Genomic DNA, 17,941 nt, shown 5'->3' with positions numbered 1-17,941 from the left:
GGATCGGTGCAGGTATTTACAGCATGTGGATCCAGACAGACAAGATCGCAGCAGATGCGAAACCGGGACAGTTTGTATCCCTCTATACAAATGATAGATCAAAGATTCTGCCGAGACCGATCAGTCTCTGTGAGATTGACAGGGAGAACGGCAGACTTCATCTGGTATACCGTGTAACCGGAGAGGGAACCGGAACAGACGAATTCTCCAGACTGAAAGCAGGAGACACTATCCCTGTACTCGGACCTCTTGGAAATGGTTTTTCTGTAGAGAAAGCCGAGGGAAAAAATGTATTTCTCATGGGCGGAGGAATCGGTGTTCCTCCGATTCTGGAGCTTGCAAAACAGATGAAATGTGAGAAGAAACAGATCGTAGCCGGATACCGTGACTGTCATACATTTCTGAGAGAGGAATTTGAAGCAGCAGGAATTCTCTACATTGCCACAGAAGACGGCAGTGTGGGAACAAAAGGCAACGTTATGGATGCGATCAGAGAGAATGGCTTAAACGCAGATATCATCTATGCATGCGGTCCGACTCCGATGCTCCGTGCGATCAAGAACTATGCCGAAGAAAACGGAATCGAATGCTATATTTCCCTTGAGGAACGTATGGCATGTGGAATCGGCGCCTGCCTTGCATGTGTGTGCAAGTCCAAAGAGAAAGATGCACACAGCAATGTGCATAACAAGAGAATCTGTAAGGACGGCCCGGTATTTCTTTCTACGGAGGTGGAAATCTGATGGATATGAGAGTAAATATTGCCGGCGTAGAATGGAAAAATCCGGTAACAGTAGCATCCGGAACTTTTGGTTCGGGAGCAGAATTTGCTGATTATGTAGATATTAACAAACTGGGTGCAGTGACAACCAAAGGTGTAGCCAATGTTCCGTGGGCAGGAAATCCAACCCCACGTGTGGCAGAAGTTTATGGCGGTATGATGAACGCCATTGGTCTGCAGAATCCTGGCATTGACCTTTTCTGCGAGAGAGACATTCCGTTTCTGAAACAGTATGACACCAAGATCATTGTAAACGTATGCGGTCATGCACCGGAAGAATATCTGGCAGTCGTAGAACGTCTGGCAGACCAGCCAATCGACATGATGGAAATCAATATCTCCTGTCCTAACGTAAATGCGGGATTTCTTGCATTTGGTCAGGATGCACATCATGTAGAAGAACTCACAGCCCAGATCAAAAAAATCGCAAAGCAGCCGGTGATCATGAAATTAACACCGAATGTTACTGATATTACTGAAATCGCCAAAGGTGCAGAAGCCGGCGGTGCAGATGCGGTGTCCCTGATCAATACCCTGACAGGAATGAAGATTGATATCAACAGAAAAACATTCGCACTTGCAAACAAAACAGGCGGTGTTTCCGGTCCGATCGTAAAACCGATCGCAGTCCGCATGGTATACCAGGTAGCTCAGGCAGTCAATATCCCAATCATCGGAATGGGCGGAATCTCCTGCGCAGAGGATGCCATCGAATTCATCCTTGCAGGTGCCAGTGCAGTATCTGTCGGCACAGCAAACTTCCACAATCCTGCAGTGACACTGGAAGTCATTGATGGAATCGAAGCATACATGAAAAAGAATGGCTTTGAATCTGTTAAAGATATGGTTGGCATTGTAAAATAGAAATTACAGTAGAGACCAGTTCAGATTGGAATATATAGCAGATGATTGCTGTAATTGTTTTATAGAAAATGTGATTGTTTGCTTTGTGACTGGTAATGAAAAAAACAGTAACAGGAAAACAACATTGTTAAGTATAGTAGTTGTAACAGAAAATAATTAAAAATAGTTGCAATAGATACAGGAGGCAGAACATAAGATGGAACAGTATAAACAGGAATTTATTGAATTCATGGTAGACAGCGAAGTACTGAAATTCGGAGAATTCACTCTTAAGAGCGGAAGAAAATCTCCATTCTTCATGAATGCAGGTGGATATGTAACAGGTTCCCAGTTAAAGAAACTTGGCGAATATTACGCACATGCGATCCATGACAAATACGGCGACGACTTTGACGTACTTTTCGGACCTGCATACAAAGGAATCCCGTTAAGCGTTGTAACAGCAATCGCATTCAGCGAATTATACGGAAAAGAAATCCGCTACTGCTCAGACCGTAAAGAAGAGAAAGACCACGGCGCAGACAAGGGAAACTTCCTTGGCAGCAAATTAAAAGACGGTGACCGAGTAGTCATGATCGAGGACGTAACAACATCCGGTAAATCCATGGAAGAAACAGTACCAAAGGTAAAAGGAGCAGCCAATGTAGAAATCGTTGGCCTCATGGTATCCCTCGACCGTATGGAAGTCGGAAAAGGTGGCGTGAAGTGTGCACTTGATGAAGTACATGATCTCTATGGTTTTGAAACAAATGCTATCGTAACCATGCAGGAAGTAATCGAACACCTTTATAACAAAGAATACAAAGGAAAAGTGATCATCGACGATACATTGAAAGCTGCCATTGATGCATATTATGCACAGTATGGTGCAAAATAAAGCAGGAAAAGACGTTAAGTCGTGAAACGAAACAGATATTTGCTTATAAACAGTAACGCAGCGGATAATTTTGTCCGCTTAACCCAAAAACATGTATAAATGTGCTGCGTTCTGCAAAAACAGACAGTATCACATGAGTGAGGATGACTATGAACGAAAAGATTTATAAAACCATGTCTTCCACAGGAGCATGCAGTCTGGCAGTCGGAATCATTGTGCTGACAACGGGAATCGTAACAGGAATTATGATGATCGTAAACGGTGCAAGACTGCTGAAAAAGAAATCAGAAATATTGATATAAAAAGACCGCAGAAACCACATGGAGAAGTTTCCATTTCTCCGTGTGGTTTTTCGGTCAGAAACAGGGGAAAACATTGAAAAAAGAAACAAAACGTATCATACAGACACTGGGAAAAGTTCTGTTTGTTCTCTATGTTCTTGCACTGATCTATTTCCTCTTCTTCTCAGAAGAATACGGAAGAGTTGCAATAGAAGAACGGCAGTACAGATATAATCTGGTTCCGTTTGTTGAGATACGGCGCTTTTGGGTGTACAGAAAGCAGCTTGGATTTTTTGCAGTATTTACCAACCTGTTTGGAAATGTGGCAGGATTTCTGCCTTTTGGCTTTATGCTGCCGGTCATTTCAGAAAGAATGAGAAGCGGATGGATGATCATCTTGTCCGGTTTCGGGCTCAGTGTCACAGTAGAAGTGATCCAACTTATCACGAAAGTGGGATGCTTTGATGTAGATGATATGATCCTGAACACAGCTGGAGCAGCGTTGGGATATCTGCTTTTCTTTATCTGCGATCACCTGAGGAGAAAGATTTATGGCAAGAAGATATAGATATGCATTTGCAAAGAAAAAAGAAGCGCAGAAAGGTAAGCTTTCCACAGGTCTGGCTATAGCGTCGCTGATTTTGTTTGCAGCAGCGATTTTACTGGACTTTTTTCTGAAAGGAAACTTTGGGTATATTGTGGGGGGCATCAGCCTTTTTGCAATGCTTTTATCCATATATGGGTTTGCAATGGGACTGTTGAGTTTTTCAGAAGAGAACAGAACTCACAGAACAAGTATGGTCGGTTCTATTGCAAATGGAATTATTATGATCGGATGGCTTGGGATTTTCCTGATGGGAATTTCCGGCTAGAAAGGAGAAAAGAAATTTGGACGAATGGGTAATGGAACGGTATGAGCTGGCAAAAGAAAGAATCGCTCAGATACCGGAAGAAAAAACAGCAGAAGAACCGTACCGCAGTTTCTTTGCAAAAGAAGCTGTTTTCTTACAGCAAGTAATTGCTGTAATGGATAAAGGAATACAGGGAAAGAGCCTCGAAGAACTTCAGAAGCAAAACCATGAATTATACCAGGATATTCTGCCGGAGAACTATGAGAATTCCTATGGAAATCCTGCATACGCACAGAAAATGCTTGGAGAATACGGCAAAGCATTTACATTTTTATATACAGAACTTCACGGCGTGATTGCCTATGCATTTGAAAAGAAAGCATGGGATCTTACAGTTGTACTGGAACTTTTCCTTGAAATCTATTCTGCATTTTCGCAGGAAGAGATTCCGACCGAGAAACAGGTAAAAGAGATTCTGGTTTCCTATGTAAACGATTACTGTCAGGACATGGTAGAAGAACGGATCAGAGAAGCGATCGATCCGGAAAATAACTTTGTTGTAAAGATCATCATGGAATCTGATTTGAATGATCTGAGCTATCTGTACCAGTCCGGTGAGTATGTGTCAGAGAATGAACTGAAAACAGCAGAATTTCTGAATTCCCTTTCACAGAAAGAAATCGATGAGATGGCACGTACCTACACAGAGGGCTATCGCATGGGATTTATCACAGGAAGAAAAGACATCACTAAGAAAAAGACAGTCAATGTCCGCTATCATCTTGGATTTGAGCGGATGGTAAAGGCTGCTATTCTCCAGTTTGAGGAGATGGGACTTCAGACAGTTATTTACCGTCATGCACTCCATGCAGTAAACAGACGCAATCAGTTCAGAAGTGGATTTACAGGCGGAATCGCAAACCCACAGTTTGACTATGACCACAGACAGGACAGCGCATTATTTATGGATTCTGATTTCGTAAAGCGTAAACTTCGCGCAATGCAGACATCCTATGATGAATATGCAGAACTGGCAGCAGTACATGGCGGTCCTGCAGTGATCGAGACATTTGGCGAGAACCCATTTTCACCGGTAAGCAAACCGGAAAGCTGGACTTTCTCAGAAGCACAGCAGAAGCTTCAGTTGGAACTGGACAATGAATCCAGCCAGATCACAAACCGTTATATCAAAGGTGATGAGAGAAGCTTCACGATCATCGCATATCCGGTGCCGGAGATCGGAGAGAATTTCCCTGAGATCTTCCGCGAGATCGTCAAGATCAACACTCTGGATTATAAAAAATATCAGAAAATTCAGCAGACGATCATTGACACTCTTGATACCTGTGAATGGGTAGAAATCAAGGGAAAAGGAGAGAACGAGACGGATCTGCTCATCCATCTCCACACATTGACAGATCCGGAAAAACAGACAAACTTTGAGAACTGCGTGGCAGATGTAAATATTCCGTTAGGGGAGGTATTTACTTCACCTGTACTTGCAGGAACCGGCGGAATGCTTCATGTTTCCAAAGTATATCTCAATGGTCTGCAGTTCCGTGACCTGAAACTGGTATTTGACTGCGGACAGGTCATTGACTACAGTTGTGCAAACTTCGACACAGAAGAAGAGAACCGCAAGTATATCGAGGACAATATCCTGTTCCATCATCCGAAGCTTGCAATGGGCGAGTTCGCTATCGGAACAAACACAACTGCTTATGTAGCAGCACAGAAATACGATATCGCAGATAAGCTTCCAATTCTCATTGCTGAAAAAATGGGACCGCACTTCGCAGTAGGTGACACCTGCTACAGCTGGGAAGAAGACACTCCGGTCTACAATCCGAATGGAAAAGAAATCATTGCAAGAGATAACGAAATCTCCGAGATGAGAAAAGAAGATGTCAGCCTTGCGTACTTTGGATGCCACACAGATATCACCATCCCATACGACGAACTGGGCAGCATCCGCACTATCGACGATGACGGAGAAATGACTTCCATTATCGAAGACGGTCGATTCGTACTTCAGGGAACTGAGGCGCTGAATGAACCATTTGAGGATTAAGGCAACTAATGTATTCACGAATTGCTCCGCTGCTTTGCAGCTCCCGCAATCTTCGTTCCACTATGGTCGGTGCATAACGTGTGCCACTGGCACACTGCACCTACAAACATTCGGAATCCGCTGATTTACTTCGTAAATCGCTACCTCCTCATGTTTGAAACCCTGGAATACCAAAAATATTTATTAGTCTGTCAAAATATTTCTTTGCCTCAATATTGTTGACAGAAAAAGGGAATCTTAGTAGAATCTACGGTTAGAGAGGGTTTTTGAGAAAATCTTTTCTAACCGTACTTTTTTTATCAATAAAATGAAAAACTAAGTCTCCGGCGGATTCTGAAATTGAGAAATCTGTCAGAGGATACTTGAGAAGAAAAGGAGAATAATCATGGCAAAAGTAGGAATTGTGATGGGCAGCGACTCAGATATGCCGATCATGAGCAAAGCAGCAGACATTCTGGAGAAACTGGGAATTGATTATGAGATGAAGATCATTTCCGCACACAGGGAACCGGATGTCTTTTTTGAATATGCAAAAACAGCAGAAGAAAAAGGCTTTAAAGTAATCATCGCAGGTGCCGGAATGGCAGCTCATCTGCCGGGAATGTGCGCGGCAATCTTCCCGATGCCGGTTATCGGAATTCCTATGCACACAACTTCCCTCGGAGGAAGAGATTCCCTTTATTCCATCGTACAGATGCCGTCCGGAATCCCGGTTGCAACAGTAGCCATCAACGGCGGAGCAAACGCAGGACTTCTGGCAGCCAAGATCCTTGCAACCTCAGATGCAGAACTTCTTGCAAAATTAAAAGCTTACAGCCAGGAATTAAAAGAACAGGTAGAAGCAAAAGACGCAAGATTACAGGAAGTTGGATATAAGAATTACTAAGGTTTGAAAAATAAAAATCAAAAGCACAAGACGGAGGATTATTATGGATTACAAGACCGCTGGAGTAGATATTGAAGCAGGATATAAATCAGTAGAACTGATGAAAGAACATGTAAAGAGAACCATGCGTGAAGAAGTTCTGGGAGGTCTGGGCGGATTTTCCGGAGCATTTTCCCTTGTCAAGATCAAAGACATGGAAGAGCCGGTGCTCTTATCCGGTACAGATGGATGTGGAACCAAAGTAAAACTTGCAATGGTAATGGACAAACATGACACCATCGGCATCGATGCAGTAGCCATGTGTGTAAATGATATCGCATGTGCAGGTGGAGAACCATTATTCTTCCTTGACTATATCGCATGCGGCAAGAACTATCCGGAGAAGATCGCAGCGATCGTAGGCGGCGTAGCAGAGGGATGTGTACAGTCCGATGCAGCCCTGATCGGCGGTGAGACAGCAGAACATCCTGGATTAATGCCAGAAGACGAATACGATCTTGCAGGTTTTGCAGTAGGTGTCTGTGATAAGAAAGACATGATCACTGGCGAAGACCTGAAAGCAGGCGACGTTCTCATCGGTATGGCATCCACAGGCGTTCACAGCAACGGTTTTTCCCTTGTCCGCAAAGTATTTGACATGACAAAAGAATCACTGGATACATACTATGACGAACTTGGAACAACACTTGGCGAAGCACTTCTCGCTCCGACCAGAATCTATGTAAAAGCATTAAAGAGCATCAAAAACGCAGGTGTCCGCGTACACGCATGCAGCCATATCACAGGCGGCGGTTTCTATGAAAACATTCCGCGTATGCTCAAAGATGGTACACGTGCAGTGGTAGAGAAGAACAGCTACCCGGTACTTCCGATCTTCAAACTTCTCGCAGAGAAAGGAAACATTGAAGAACAGATGATGTACAATACCTACAACATGGGTCTTGGAATGATCCTTGCAGTAGATGCAGCAGATGTAGACAAAACAATGGAAGCGATCAAAGCAGCAGGCGATACTCCATATGTAGTAGGACGTATCGAAGATGGTGAAAAAGGAGTGACTTTATGTTAAAAGTCGGCGTACTGGTTTCCGGAGGCGGCACAAACCTGCAGGCTATCCTGGATGCCATTGACAGCGGAAAGATCACAAATGCAGAAGTATCTCTGGTCATCAGCAACAATCCAGGTGCCTATGCACTGGAGAGAGCGAAGAAGCACAATATAGAAGCTGTATGCATTTCCCCGAAACAGTTTGAGAACAGAGAAGAATTTCACAAGGCACTTCTGGCGAAGCTGAAAGAGAGTGGTGTGGATCTGATTGTTCTGGCAGGATTCCTGGTAGCGATCCCGCCGATGATCGTAAAAGCATTTCCAAACAAGATCATCAACATTCACCCATCTCTGATCCCGTCATTCTGCGGTGTAGGCTATTATGGACTTCACGTACATGAGAAAGCACTGGCAAGAGGCGTCCGCGTTACAGGTGCTACTGTACACTTTGTTGATACAGGTACAGACACAGGTCCGATCATCCTGCAGAAGGCAGTTAAGATCAAATCCGACGACACCCCGCAGGTTCTTCAGAGACGTGTCATGGAGAAAGCTGAGTGGAAGATTCTGCCGAAAGCTATCAATCTCATTGCCAACGGTAAAGTAAAAGTGTCAGATGGCAGAGTAGAAATTGAAGAATTCGATGCAGAAGAGTAGAGAGTCTGTAAAATGGAAGCAATCTGCAGGTAATCCTGATATGAGAAGATTACAATTGAGCAGGAAAGAGATTTGTGAATATTCGCTTGAATGTAAACAACAGATGTGTGTTCGTTAAAGAAACAGACTATGTACATAGAAAAGGAGCAAATGAATATGAAAGTCTTAATCGTAGGCAGCGGCGGCAGAGAACATGCCATTGCATGGAGTGTTTCCAAGAGCCCGAAAGTAGATAAAATTTATTGTGCACCAGGCAACGCAGGAATCGCAGAACTGGCAGAATGCGTAGACATCGGTGCTATGGAATTCGAGAAACTTGCTGATTTTGCTCAGGAGAAAGCTATCGATCTTACCATCATCGGTATGGACGACCCTCTGGTGGGCGGAGTAGTAGATGTATTCGAAGCCCGCGGCCTGAAAGTATTCGGACCAAGAAAGAATGCAGCTATTCTCGAGGGATCCAAGGCGTTTTCAAAAGACCTCATGAAGAAATACAACATCCCGACAGCAGCATATGAGAACTTTGATGATCCTGAAAAAGCACTGGAATATCTCCGTACAGAAGCCAAATTTCCAATCGTTCTGAAAGCAGATGGTCTTGCACTTGGCAAAGGTGTACTGATCTGCAAAGACCTGAAAGAAGCAGAAGACGGCGTAAAAGAGATCATGGAAGACAAGAAATTCGGAAATGCTGGAAATACTATGGTCATCGAAGAATTCATGACTGGACGTGAAGTCTCTGTGTTATCTTTTGTAGATGGAAAAACTATCCGTACCATGACTTCTGCACAGGATCACAAACGTGCCCAGGACGGAGATCAGGGATTGAATACAGGCGGAATGGGAACATTCTCCCCAAGCCCGTTCTATACAGAAGAAGTAGATGAGTTCTGTAAGAAATACGTATACCAGCCGACAGTAGACGCAATGGCAGCAGAGGGACGCCCGTTCAAGGGAATCATCTTCTTCGGCCTTATGCTCACACCAGATGGCCCGAAAGTTCTGGAATACAACGCCCGTTTCGGAGATCCTGAAGCACAGGTAGTACTTCCACGAATGAAAAATGACATCATCGAAGTGATGGAAGCCTGTGTAAATGGAACCTTGGATCAGGTAGATCTCCAGTTCGAAGACAATGCAGCAGTATGCGTAGTCCTCGCAAGCGACGGCTACCCTGTAAAATACGAAAAAGGCATTCCAATGTACGGTTTCGAGAACTTCAAAGATAAAGACGGTTACTATTGCTTCCACGCAGGAACCAAATTAAAAGACGGTCAGATCGTTACCAACGGTGGCCGTGTCCTTGGAATCACTGCTACAGGCAAAGACCTGAAAGAAGCAAGAAAGAACGCTTATGAAGCCACAGAGTGGATTACATTTGCAAACAAATATATGCGTCACGATATTGGTAAAGCAATTGACGAAGCTTAATGACTACGATGTATAGAGAATTGAGAAACATAGGAATTCGAAATCTGTAAAGAGTAAAAAATATAGGGTCAGAAGACAGAAAATGTGGTAATATATCTGCAAGTCTGTTTTCTGATTCTTTTTATATAGAAAAGGTTATAAGAGATTTCCTGTTATATTGAGAATAGGTTTTCTGGTCTGAATTTTTGTGGTAAATATTAATGCATAAATAATACCGTCGATTTCCTTTACTTTTCATGCAATCTGTTATAAAATAAAAGCAGTGCTGTAAAGAAACACAGCAGGGAGAATTATATGAATAAAGACAAACAGAATGAAATTCAGGTGACGACAGACATGGTGCGCCAGTTTCTCCGTGAGAACGAAGATCCCGGCTACCGGGAGTTTCACAGTAGTCTTTTACCTGGCGTAGATAATGTTATGGGAGTCCGGCTTCCTGTGCTGCGAAAATTTGCAAAGCAGCTTTCTACTATGAACTGGGAGAAATGGTTTACTCAGGCAGATGACCAGTGGTATGAAGAAACAATGCTCCGCGGACTGGTAGTTGCCTATGCAAAGATGGAATGCGGGCAGCGTCTGGAATATGTGAAGAAGTTTGTACCGGATATTAACAGTTGGGGCGTATGTGACTGTTTTTGCAGTACACTGAAAGATGCAGATAAATATCCGAAAGAATACTGGGACTTTATCGAACCATATCTGACTTCCGACAGAGAGTATGAGGCGAGATTTGCGGCAGTCATGCTTCTGGGACATTTTGTGAAGCGCGAGTATCTGGAAGAGAGCATCCACCGCCTGGAACGGATCACCCAGCCGGACTATTACACGAAGATGGCAGTAGCCTGGGCCGTATCCGTATATTTTGCAGCATTTCCCAATGAGATGCTGGCATATTTACAGGGCAGTCACAAACTGGATGAATTTACATATAAGAAATCATTACAGAAGATCACAGAATCTTATCGTGTTGATAAGGAAATGAAGAAGATCATAAAAGAAATGAGACAGAGAGGATAAAATAATGGGAATCAGCAAAGAAGAAGCAATCAAAGAATTACAGACGAGAGAGGAAGTGTTTGTAGCATATTCACAGGCTACCAAGCTTCCATATGTGAAATGTGATGAAGAAACATTTAATGACCAGGCATGGATCTTTTCTACAGAAGAAGGAATCAAGGCATTTGGCAAGAAAATGGTAGAGAATAAAGTTCTTCTCATGGGTATGAAATTTACTAAGAAAGATTATCCGAGATTATACGGTACATTCTATGCAATCGGCGTAAACACAGTTGTATGGGTAGACGGTGAAGACCAGATCGAGGTCGATCTTCCGGAAATCGCAAAACAGGCAGACATGAGCCAGATTGAGCCGGCTAAAAGACCACTTCTTAATCCGACGCTGGAGCTGTCCGGTATTTACTTTATGCAGGAGCTTCGCCGTCCGGTAGAGAAAGACCAGCATGGAAATCTCCGCGAGCTGGAAGAAGAGCTGATCGTAAACTTAAGAAAATCTGAGTTCCTGATCGCTATGAACGTAGATCCGGAGGATCCAAAGAAGATTAATATTCCATACCTGAAGAATAAGAAAGAAGAAATCCTTCAGCCTGTATTTACAGATGTAATGGAACTTGAGAAATTCACAAAAGGCCAGAAACTCCGTATTGCAAAAGTACCATTTGCGAAACTTCCGGAACTGATGATCGAAAAGGCAATGGCTTACGCAGTCAACCCGTTAGGATTTAACCTTGTGCTCAACAGAGAGCAGATTAACAAAATCATCGGATTGAAATAATTTGGACGGATCAGGTAAGTCACTGTTTTCAATTACGAAAAGCAATAAGCAGTGGATGGGAATTGTTGATACGAAAAAATGCAGCTGATCTGAACAGGTAAGTAGAATATACAGGGTGCATACCGTGAACGATGTGAGAATTCATGGTATGCACCTTTTTTGTCAGGACAAAACGGTTGTTTCATTGGTATATTTCACAATCTTAAGTTATGATGATTGTCAAGTGGGTTCTGGTTGCAAAAAATGTTGGTTCGTGCTAGGATATGTGTAACACAAAAAAGGAGAAACCCCGTATGATGATTGAAATAGATTTTAGCAGTGATGAGGCCATCTACATCCAGCTGACCAACCAGATCATCATGGGAATTGCCACATCAAGACTGCAGGAGGGCGACACCTTACCCTCAGTGAGACAGCTTGCAGACACAGTAGGAATAAATATGCACACAGTGAACAAGGCATATTCCCTGCTGCGGCAGGAGGGATTTGTCACCATTGACCGCAGACGTGGAGCAGTGATTTCCATTGATGTAAATAAACGAAAAGCGCTGGAAGAACTGAAACAGAATCTCATGGTAGCTCTTGCGAAAGGATGTTGTAAGAGTGTGACCAGAGAAGAAGTACACCAGCTGATTGACGAGATTTTTGACGATTATAATAAAGACAGATAGGAGACGACATGGAGAGACAATTTACCAGACAGGCAGAGAATGCCCTCAAACTGGCAAAGACGACAGCGAAGTCTTGTGGACACGGCTATATCGGAACAGAGCATCTTCTGGCCGGTCTTTTGAAAGAGCCGGAAGGCACTGCGGGAAAAGTCCTGCAGGAATTTAATGTAGAAGAAGAGAAACTCATGGAACTGATCAACGATCTGATCGCCCCATCTCAGGGCAGCACTGCAGTGGAGGAACCAAAGGATCCGCAGTACAGTCCGAGATCAAGAAGAATCCTTGAGCAGGCACAGGAGGATGCAGAGAGCATGGAATGCCTCTGCGGAACAGAGCATCTGTTACTTGCACTTCTGAAAGAACCAGAATGTGTAGCCACCAGACTGCTGTTTACAATGGGAGTAAATATCCAGAAACTTTTTGCAGCAATCCTGACAGCAATGGGGTTTGACAATGACACGATTGCAGAAGAATTTCAGTACGCAAAGAATGCAAAGAATAAAAGAACAACAAGCACCCCGACTTTGGACCAGTACAGCCGTGATCTGACACAGCTTGCAGCCGAGGGAAAGCTTGACCCTGTAGTGGGACGTGAGAAAGAGATTACCCGACTGATCCAGATTCTGAGCAGACGAACTAAGAACAACCCGTGCCTGGTAGGTGAACCAGGTGTTGGTAAGACTGCAATCGTAGAGGGACTTGCCCAGCGTATCGTTATGGGAATGGTTCCGGATACAGTGAAAGAGAAGCGCCTTGTTGTTCTGGATCTTTCCGGCATGGTTGCAGGAAGCAAGTACAGGGGTGAATTTGAGGAACGTATCAAGAATGTGATCCAGGAAGTAAAAGAACATCAGGGAATCCTGCTGTTCATTGATGAGATTCATACTATTATCGGTGCCGGCGGTGCGGAAGGTGCACTGGATGCATCCAATATCCTGAAGCCATCTCTGTCCAGAGGCGAGATCCAGCTGATCGGAGCCACCACTCTGGAAGAGTACCGCAAACATATTGAGAAAGACGCAGCACTGGAACGCAGATTCCAGCCTGTAACAGTGGAAGAACCGTCAGCAGAAGAGACTATCGAGATCCTTAAAGGACTCCGTCCATACTATGAGAAACACCACGGCGTAAAGATTGAAGATGAAGCTCTTGAGGCAGCAGTAAAAATGTCCCAGAGATACATCAATGACCGTTTCCTTCCGGATAAAGCGATTGACATTATTGACGAATCCGCATCCAAGATCCAGCTTGCAGGCTACCAGTCCACACCGGAAATGGAAGCATATGAACTGGAACTGAATGAACTCCGCGAGGAGAAAGAACAGGCAGTCAAGACTGCGGATATTGAACGTGCCCGAAAAGCACAGGCCCGTCAGACAGAAGTAGAAGCCGAGATAGAGAAAATCCGCATCAAGACAGAGCGCAGAAACAAGAGAAAGAAACTGGTTGTAAATGAAGCTGCTGTCGCAGAAACGATTTCCGACTGGACCAAGATCCCACTGCAGAAACTGACAGAGGGAGAAACAAAACGTCTTGCACGTCTGGAGAAAGAACTCCACAAACGTGTGATCGGACAGGATGAAGCAGTGAAAGCTGTTGCACAGGCAGTCAAACGAGGAAGAGTTGGACTTAAAGATCCGAACCGTCCGATTGGCTCCTTCCTTTTCCTTGGCCCGACAGGTGTCGGAAAGACAGAACTTTCCAAAGCCCTTGCAGAAGCAGTATTTGGCAGTGAACAGGCAATGATCCGTGTAGATATGTCTGAATATATGGAGAAACACAGTGTCTCCAAACTGATCGGATCTCCTCCTGGATATGTAGGCTATGAAGAAGGCGGTCAGCTCAGCGAGAAAGTCCGCAGAAATCCATACAGTGTCCTGCTTTTTGATGAGATTGAGAAAGCACATCCGGATGTATTTAACATTCTTTTGCAGGTACTGGACGATGGCCATATCACAGACGCTCAGGGCAGAAAAGTAGACTTTAAGCAGACTATCATTATCATGACCTCCAACGCAGGTGCCCAGGCAATCATGGAACCGAAACGTCTTGGATTTATGTCAAATAATGATGAGAAGAAAGACTACGAGCGGATGAAAGGCGGCGTAATGGAAGAAGTACGTCGTATCTTCAAACCGGAGTTCCTCAATCGAATAGATGATATCATGGTATTCCATGTACTGAATAAAGAAGATATCCGTAAGATCGTCACTCTGCTTCTTAAAACTCTTGAGAAACGCTGCGCAGAACAGATGGATATCCATCTCACAGTAACAAACGCAGTAAAAGACAACATTGCAGAAAAAGGCTCCGACAACAAATACGGTGCGCGCCCACTGCGTCGTGCAATCCAGAGCAGGATTGAAGATGCACTTGCAAATGAAATTCTGGAAGGCAAAGTCAAACGAGGAGATCATGTACAGGTAAAACTGCACAAGAATGAGATCATATTTGAGGTGAAAGATCAGTAGTACGGTACCTGCGCATCACTGTTTTGCAACGCCCACAATCTTTGCATCACTACGATTAATGCAAAATGTGTGCTGCCGGTATACTGTATTTACAAATATTTGAAATCCTTACCATGCAGGCATGTACGGATCTTGAACTTTAAACTATGAGTATTTATAATTGTGAAATTATTATAAAAAAGCGAGAGAGATACTGGTCAAAAAGAGCTATTTATTATATAATAACGGCATAAAATGTCGGAAAAATTTATAAACGCCGGTGTGTAATTCCGGTGGACGGCAAACAAAAGAGTCTTAGGAGGACATAGGGAAATGGCAGTAGTAAAAGAATTAATCCGCACAGAAGAGAATGGAGCAATCAGCTTTGGTGATTATGAGCTTGCACAGAAGTCTAAATTATCAGACTATCAGCATCAGGGCGATATGTATAAAGTGAAAACTTTCAAGGAGATTACCAAGCTCGAGAGAAACGGAATGTTCGTTTACGAATCAGTTCCGGGAACTGCAGTATTTAATCTTACACAGAGTGAAGCACAGATGGACTTCCATGTAGAAGGACCAGAAGACGCTCAGATTACAGTTGAGATGGAACCAGACACAGAATACGAAGTATTTATCGAGCAGGCAAGCACAGGCAAGATGAAAACAAACCTGGGCGGCAAGCTCTCCTTTAGTGTGGAACTTGGCAATGCTGCAAGAGTAGAAGTAAAGATTGTAAAATGCTAAAAAATAAAAAGACTGTATATTTTTGCCAGGAGTGCGGATATGAATCTGCGAAATGGATGGGACAGTGCCCGGGATGCAAGTCCTGGAATACTTTTGTGGAGGAAACAGTTTCCACTAAGAAATCCTTATCCTCTGGCATAACGAAATCATCAGAGAAAAGACAGGAGCCGGTGATCCTTAAGGACATCAGCCTGTCTGAAGATGAACGACAGACAACTAAAATTGGCGAACTTGACAGGGTGCTGGGCGGCGGTATCGTCCCCGGCTCCCTTGTTTTAGTAGGAGGGGATCCGGGAATTGGAAAGTCTACTTTGCTTCTGCAGGTGTGCAGAAATCTGTCAGAGAAAGAGGTTTCTGTTCTCTATATTTCCGGTGAGGAGTCTCTGCGTCAGATTAAACTGAGAGCCAACCGTATCGGGCAGTTCAATGATAAGATGCAGCTTTTATGCGAGACAAATCTGGAAGTGATCCGAGAGGTGATCGAACGCAAGAAACCAGATGTGGTAGTGATCGACTCTATTCAGACGATGTTCCATGAAGATGTAAGCTCTGCACCGGGAAGCGTTTCTCAGGTAAGAGAATCCACCAATATCTTGATGCAGATCGCCAAGGGAATGGGTGTATCCATTTTTATCGTAGGTCATGTGACGAAAGAGGGAAATGTGGCAGGGCCGAGAGTTTTGGAGCATATGGTAGATACCGTGCTTTACTTCGAGGGTGATCGACATGCTTCTTATCGTATTCTGCGTGCAGTGAAGAATCGTTTTGGATCTACCAATGAGATTGGTGTGTTTGAGATGTGCAACACGGGACTGGAAGAGGTGAAAAATCCGTCTGAGTTCCTGCTGAATGGCAGACCGGAGGATGCATCAGGATCAGTTGTGGCATGTTCTATGGAAGGAACCCGCCCGATTCTGGTAGAAATCCAGGCACTGGTATGTCAGAGTAATTTTGGCATTCCGAGACGTACTGCAGTAGGAACGGATTTTAACAGAGTGAACCTTCTTATGGCTGTGCTGGAGAAGAAAGTAGGGATTCATTTGGCTGCATCAGACGCTTACGTGAATATTGCGGGTGGAATGAAGATGACAGAACCTGCCATTGACCTGGGAATCTGCCTGGCAATTGTATCCAGTGCGAAGGACATTGTAATCCCGGATAATGTGATGGTATTTGGCGAGATAGGTCTGAGCGGCGAGATCCGTGCAGTTAGCATGGCAGGACAGCGTGTACAGGAAGCAAAGAAACTGGGATTTGAGACAGTGATGCTTCCAGAGGTATGCAGGTCTTCTGTTGGTAATGTAGAAGGGATTAATCTGGTTTATGTGTCACAGATCCGTGATGCGATCAGTTATATTATGAGAAAATAAATTTGAAGAACTATATGGATAATTTTGGGCGGATATTTATATGAAGCAGAAATTATCCATATATACTGTAAGGGCTTTACTTTAGATATGTGGAGCGTTACCATAAATATAGTATGAGGAGAAAGAGTTATGGCAGGTGGGATTGATACAGTGATTTTTGATATGGATGGTGTAATCTTTGACTCTGAGACACTTGTATTGAGTTCATGGAAGGAAGTGGCAGATCGTCACAGCATTAAAAATGTTGAAGCGGCATGTCATGAGTGTCTGGGGACAAACAGTGTTGTAAGTAAAAAGATTTTTCTGAGACACTATGGTCAGGAGTTTCCGTATGATAAGTATAAAGCAGAGATGGCAGAAGTGTTTTTTAGTCATGCTTCAGACGGAAGACTGGCCAAGAAACCGGGAGTTGAGGAATTGCTGAAATATCTGAAAGAAAATGGATTCAAAGTCGGACTTGCCAGTTCTACACAGGAGGCAACAGTGCGCAGACAGATTTCGGAAGGGGGATTGCTGAACTATTTTGACCAGATCATTGGTGGAGACATGGTTAAACGCAGCAAACCAGAGCCGGATATCTTTCTGGAAGCATGCAGACGCCTGAATTCAGAACCAGAGAAATGCTATGTAATAGAAGATTCTTATAATGGAGTCAGAGCTGCGCATGCTGCCGGAATGCACCCGATCATGGTGCCAGACCTGATGGAACCGACGGATGAGATGCGAGGACTTGCGGAAAATATTTTTGAGTCACTTTATGATGTTATAAAATACTTGAAATAAAAAAGTTTGTCAAATTATGAAATTAACTGTTGACATTAGTCATCTCTGGTGTTATATTAGTTGAGCTGTCGGAAATAATTGTTTCTTAGATAGAGACAATTTAAATAGATTTCTGAAAGAAAAAAAGAAATTTAAAAAAGTGCTTGACAATTTAAAGCAAACGTGTTAAAGTAATCAAGTTGCTTGAACAAAGCCGACAATCACAGATCAGAAGAACAGTTCGGAAATCCGGAAGAGTTCGAAAAACTTTGAAAAAAACTTGAAAAAAGTGCTTGACAAAGAAAAAGAGATGTGATAAAGTAAACAAGCTGTCGCAAGACAGACAACCTTGATAACTAAACAGTGAAACACATACGATTCTCGAAAATTCTTTACATTTTTA

18 protein-coding genes are annotated in these 17,941 nt (G+C 43.6%); all 18 read left to right on the top strand.

The annotated features are described in order from the left end of the window. Nucleotides 1-2 precede the first annotated feature (2 nt). The 18 genes from ACTNES_RS13355 to ACTNES_RS13270 all read left to right on the top strand — a co-directional run bounded on the left by ACTNES_RS13355 (nucleotide 3) and on the right by ACTNES_RS13270 (nucleotide 17,559). Nucleotides 3-743: a dihydroorotate dehydrogenase electron transfer subunit gene (locus ACTNES_RS13355; protein ID WP_441039616.1), complete on the top strand. Its 741-nt coding sequence runs from the start codon at nucleotides 3-5 to the stop codon at nucleotides 741-743. Continuing rightward, the gene (locus ACTNES_RS13350) at nucleotides 743-1,645 is read left to right on the top strand and encodes a dihydroorotate dehydrogenase (protein WP_291804850.1); all 903 of its coding nucleotides are present in this window, start codon (nucleotides 743-745) and stop codon (nucleotides 1,643-1,645) included. Before ACTNES_RS13355 ends, ACTNES_RS13350 begins: the two co-directional genes overlap by 1 nt. A 196-nt stretch (nucleotides 1,646-1,841) precedes the next feature. Then, nucleotides 1,842-2,522: an orotate phosphoribosyltransferase gene (pyrE, locus tag ACTNES_RS13345; protein WP_216460428.1), complete on the top strand. Its 681-nt coding sequence runs from the start codon at nucleotides 1,842-1,844 to the stop codon at nucleotides 2,520-2,522. 149 nt (nucleotides 2,523-2,671) lie between these two features. Beyond that, nucleotides 2,672-2,824 (top strand): hypothetical protein, encoded by a 153-nt coding sequence (locus ACTNES_RS13340; protein WP_216460429.1) that lies wholly within the window; start codon nucleotides 2,672-2,674, stop codon nucleotides 2,822-2,824. A gap of 73 nt (nucleotides 2,825-2,897) precedes the next feature. Continuing rightward, nucleotides 2,898-3,371, top strand: coding sequence for a VanZ family protein (locus ACTNES_RS13335; protein WP_295266552.1), 474 nt, complete (start codon nucleotides 2,898-2,900; stop codon nucleotides 3,369-3,371). Continuing rightward, nucleotides 3,355-3,675, top strand: a complete 321-nt coding sequence (locus tag ACTNES_RS13330) for a DUF6142 family protein (RefSeq protein WP_291804855.1) — start codon at nucleotides 3,355-3,357, stop codon at nucleotides 3,673-3,675. The genes ACTNES_RS13335 and ACTNES_RS13330 overlap by 17 nt, the downstream gene beginning before the upstream one ends. Before the next feature lie 31 nt (nucleotides 3,676-3,706). Next, entirely contained in the window at nucleotides 3,707-5,725 is a 2,019-nt protein-coding gene (locus tag ACTNES_RS13325) for an aminopeptidase (protein ID WP_291804885.1), read from the top strand. A 385-nt stretch (nucleotides 5,726-6,110) separates the two neighbouring features. Continuing rightward, nucleotides 6,111-6,611, top strand: a complete 501-nt coding sequence (purE, locus tag ACTNES_RS13320; protein ID WP_117844700.1) for a 5-(carboxyamino)imidazole ribonucleotide mutase — start codon at nucleotides 6,111-6,113, stop codon at nucleotides 6,609-6,611. Between the two features lie 43 nt (nucleotides 6,612-6,654). Then, nucleotides 6,655-7,680, top strand: a complete 1,026-nt coding sequence (gene purM, locus ACTNES_RS13315; protein ID WP_216460432.1) for a phosphoribosylformylglycinamidine cyclo-ligase — start codon at nucleotides 6,655-6,657, stop codon at nucleotides 7,678-7,680. Then, entirely contained in the window at nucleotides 7,674-8,315 is a 642-nt protein-coding gene (purN, locus tag ACTNES_RS13310; protein WP_216460433.1) for a phosphoribosylglycinamide formyltransferase, read from the top strand. Before purM ends, purN begins: the two co-directional genes overlap by 7 nt. A gap of 156 nt (nucleotides 8,316-8,471) precedes the next feature. Beyond that, complete coding sequence (gene purD, locus ACTNES_RS13305; RefSeq protein ID WP_291804867.1) at nucleotides 8,472-9,746, top strand: phosphoribosylamine--glycine ligase; 1,275 nt, start codon at nucleotides 8,472-8,474, stop codon at nucleotides 9,744-9,746. A 294-nt stretch (nucleotides 9,747-10,040) separates the two neighbouring features. Next, entirely contained in the window at nucleotides 10,041-10,763 is a 723-nt protein-coding gene (locus ACTNES_RS13300) for a DNA alkylation repair protein (RefSeq protein ID WP_216460435.1), read from the top strand. 4 nt (nucleotides 10,764-10,767) lie between these two features. Further along, complete coding sequence (locus tag ACTNES_RS13295) at nucleotides 10,768-11,538, top strand: SseB family protein (protein ID WP_216460436.1); 771 nt, start codon at nucleotides 10,768-10,770, stop codon at nucleotides 11,536-11,538. A gap of 293 nt (nucleotides 11,539-11,831) precedes the next feature. Further along, a complete protein-coding gene (locus ACTNES_RS13290) occupies nucleotides 11,832-12,209 on the top strand; it encodes a GntR family transcriptional regulator (protein WP_117676472.1) in 378 nt (125 codons plus the stop codon). A gap of 8 nt (nucleotides 12,210-12,217) precedes the next feature. Continuing rightward, complete coding sequence (locus ACTNES_RS13285; RefSeq protein ID WP_291804873.1) at nucleotides 12,218-14,680, top strand: ATP-dependent Clp protease ATP-binding subunit; 2,463 nt, start codon at nucleotides 12,218-12,220, stop codon at nucleotides 14,678-14,680. Between the two features lie 312 nt (nucleotides 14,681-14,992). Beyond that, nucleotides 14,993-15,406 carry a hypothetical protein gene (locus ACTNES_RS13280; RefSeq protein ID WP_008705473.1) on the top strand — a complete coding sequence of 138 codons (414 nt, stop codon included), beginning with the start codon at nucleotides 14,993-14,995 and terminating at the stop codon, nucleotides 15,404-15,406. After that, the gene (gene radA / locus ACTNES_RS13275; protein ID WP_291804878.1) at nucleotides 15,400-16,776 is read left to right on the top strand and encodes a DNA repair protein RadA; all 1,377 of its coding nucleotides are present in this window, start codon (nucleotides 15,400-15,402) and stop codon (nucleotides 16,774-16,776) included. Before ACTNES_RS13280 ends, radA begins: the two co-directional genes overlap by 7 nt. A 129-nt stretch (nucleotides 16,777-16,905) precedes the next feature. Further along, on the top strand, nucleotides 16,906-17,559 hold the full coding sequence (locus ACTNES_RS13270; protein WP_216460439.1) for an HAD family hydrolase: 654 nt from the start codon (nucleotides 16,906-16,908) through the stop codon (nucleotides 17,557-17,559). The last annotated feature ends 382 nt before the right edge of the window (nucleotides 17,560-17,941 follow it).

Origin of the sequence: Blautia sp. HCP3S3_D9, assembly GCF_052063845.1 — a bacterium.
Lineage (GTDB): Bacteria > Bacillota > Clostridia > Lachnospirales > Lachnospiraceae > Blautia_A.
This window is presented reverse-complemented; position numbering and strand designations above follow the sequence as displayed.